This window comes from Gluconacetobacter entanii (genome assembly GCF_003206495.1).
In the GTDB taxonomy this organism is placed as follows: domain Bacteria; phylum Pseudomonadota; class Alphaproteobacteria; order Acetobacterales; family Acetobacteraceae; genus Novacetimonas; species Novacetimonas entanii.
This window is the reverse complement of the sequence record NZ_NKUF01000110.1, coordinates 1-1,928: the sequence shown is the minus strand read 5'-3', so window position 1 is coordinate 1,928 and position 1,928 is coordinate 1. Positions and strand designations below refer to the sequence as shown.

Here is a 1,928-nt window from a genome sequence, read left to right as displayed (position 1 = left end):
GCGAATGGTATGCTGTCAGATGCCAGCTCGCCATCATGTTCGATGATCGTTTCCCAATGGCCTGAAAAAGTGCCACCGCACAAAATTCTACACAGTCTCGTTTCGTCGTAATTTGCTGGGTCTCAAGCCTTTCGCACTAACCCTTTGCCTCCTAACGTTGGTTATCACGATGCTCACAATTTTTAACAAAGCCCCTAATCTCGCGCATTCTATAAGAAATTGTGACTTTGGGGCGTTAGCAAAAGTAGCATCTGATCTTGGCCCTGCTATCCTAGCGACATTTGCGGTCAATCTGTTTGCCATGCTTGCATGGTTGTTTGTCGTGACCAAGCCCTGGGTTCGGGAAGCCGGGTTCCAGTATGCCTACGCTTTACTCGCCGTGTGCGATATGACAACCAACGCGACGAATAAGAAAAGGAAAAAGGCTGTTTAGTGAACAAGGACAGATCAATCTGTCCGCAGACATACTGCCGCGTCTCTTACGATGCGAGGTCAATTTTTCTATAGAACGCCTATATGCGGGACGGACCGTTACACAGCCAATCCCATAGTCGAGCTTTGTTCCAATCATGTCCGTTTTACGGAAAACAATTTAACGGCAAGCCGACCTTCCTCTCCCCCCATAAGTGCCCTTCCCCGCTGAATACTTCACGAGGAAGGGCGATATTTTCCTCAATCGTTTTTAACCCAGAACCTCGTTTTTGCATTTCTACGCTATGTCCATCCGGCTTGCCGCATGGCTTTGGCAAGTGCCCGTTGATGGATCGTAGACAATGGCCATTGATACTGAAGTAAACCTTCGACCACCAACCGTGAGGTAATGTGGCCTTTTTGAGAGGTAGCCCAGACTTCGAGCACTTCTGGCATCCGGGCGTCCAGCCGCTCCTCGAATGTCGGAAGCTGCGGAGGTGGTGGTGGTAGCGCCTGCTCTTCCCGTGCAGAATAAAAATCCTCTACGATGACCGAAATACGCTCATCGGGAGTTTCAGGCGTTTTGCGCAGTGTCCCGAACAGATGCTCGGCCAGAAATTCAGCATGTTCACGAAGCGTCAATTCTGTTTCGGGGTCAGCAACCCTCCCGGCCTCGATTTCTGCCCACGCTCTACCCAACCCGATGGGCTCCCAATATGAACGCGAATAATGCTCCGCCAGATTCTCCTGAGTGACCGCCACCCACCGGCCCTGTATTATGTTAAAAATTTCGATACGTTCTGGAAGACATTTCCGTCTCCGGCTTTCCCTCAGCCACTCCCTGCGCTTTGCTTCACTATGAACAGGAGCGTCGCCGCATTGCCGTGGAGCATAAGACTGCCTGGCAGCCTTATTCCGGACATCCTTCCATATGCCGTCTGGACCACCGAAGCCCAGAACGCACAGCGGACAGAGTTCCAGGATATTTTCCGTAGTGGCCAGACACCACCGCCAGGTAATGATGTTCCATACCAGAAGACGGTCAGTCTCCGGGTCATATCTGGTATTGCGTGCCAATCAGCCCCTCTGGTTTGGCCCCGACAGCATTCTCACTGCGTCATCACGCATGATGATATTCCTCATTGGTTTCCAAGTTTCGTTCTGAACGGATCGGAGAAACCGGTTGAGGCGGCCCTGTAGGCCATGGCGATGCGTAGACGTGCGTGATTGCTCGTCCCTCTTTTGAGGGTCGGGACGCGTGTAACTGTCTGATAAGCCAGTGTTTCATGGCGATCAGCAGTCGATTTGTAGGGAATTATGATGGAAGTGGTTGCGGGGGCAGGATTTGAACCTGCGGCCTTCAGGTTATGAGCCTGACGAGCTACCGGGCTGCTCCACCCCGCGGTGGTGAGTTGGTGGGACTGACTGGAAGATCTGGCGGCGACCGACTTTCCCGTGCCTTGAGGCACAGTATCATGGGCGCTGGGGTTTTTCACGGCCGAGTTCGGGATGGGATC

1 protein-coding gene, 1 tRNA gene and 1 rRNA gene are annotated in these 1,928 nt (G+C 52.6%); all 3 read right to left on the bottom strand.

Annotated features, from left to right (window positions below):
- Window positions 1–714: 714 nt before the first annotated feature.
- Window positions 715–1,173: a hypothetical protein gene (locus tag CFR72_RS17405; protein ID WP_146220779.1), complete on the bottom strand. Its 459-nt coding sequence runs from the start codon at window positions 1,171–1,173 to the stop codon at window positions 715–717.
- A 565-nt stretch (window positions 1,174–1,738) separates the two neighbouring features.
- Window positions 1,739–1,815: transfer RNA gene (locus CFR72_RS16665), tRNA-Met, on the bottom strand.
- Between the two features lie 28 nt (window positions 1,816–1,843).
- A 5S ribosomal RNA gene (gene rrf / locus CFR72_RS18540) occupies window positions 1,844–1,928 on the bottom strand; the annotation flags it as partial.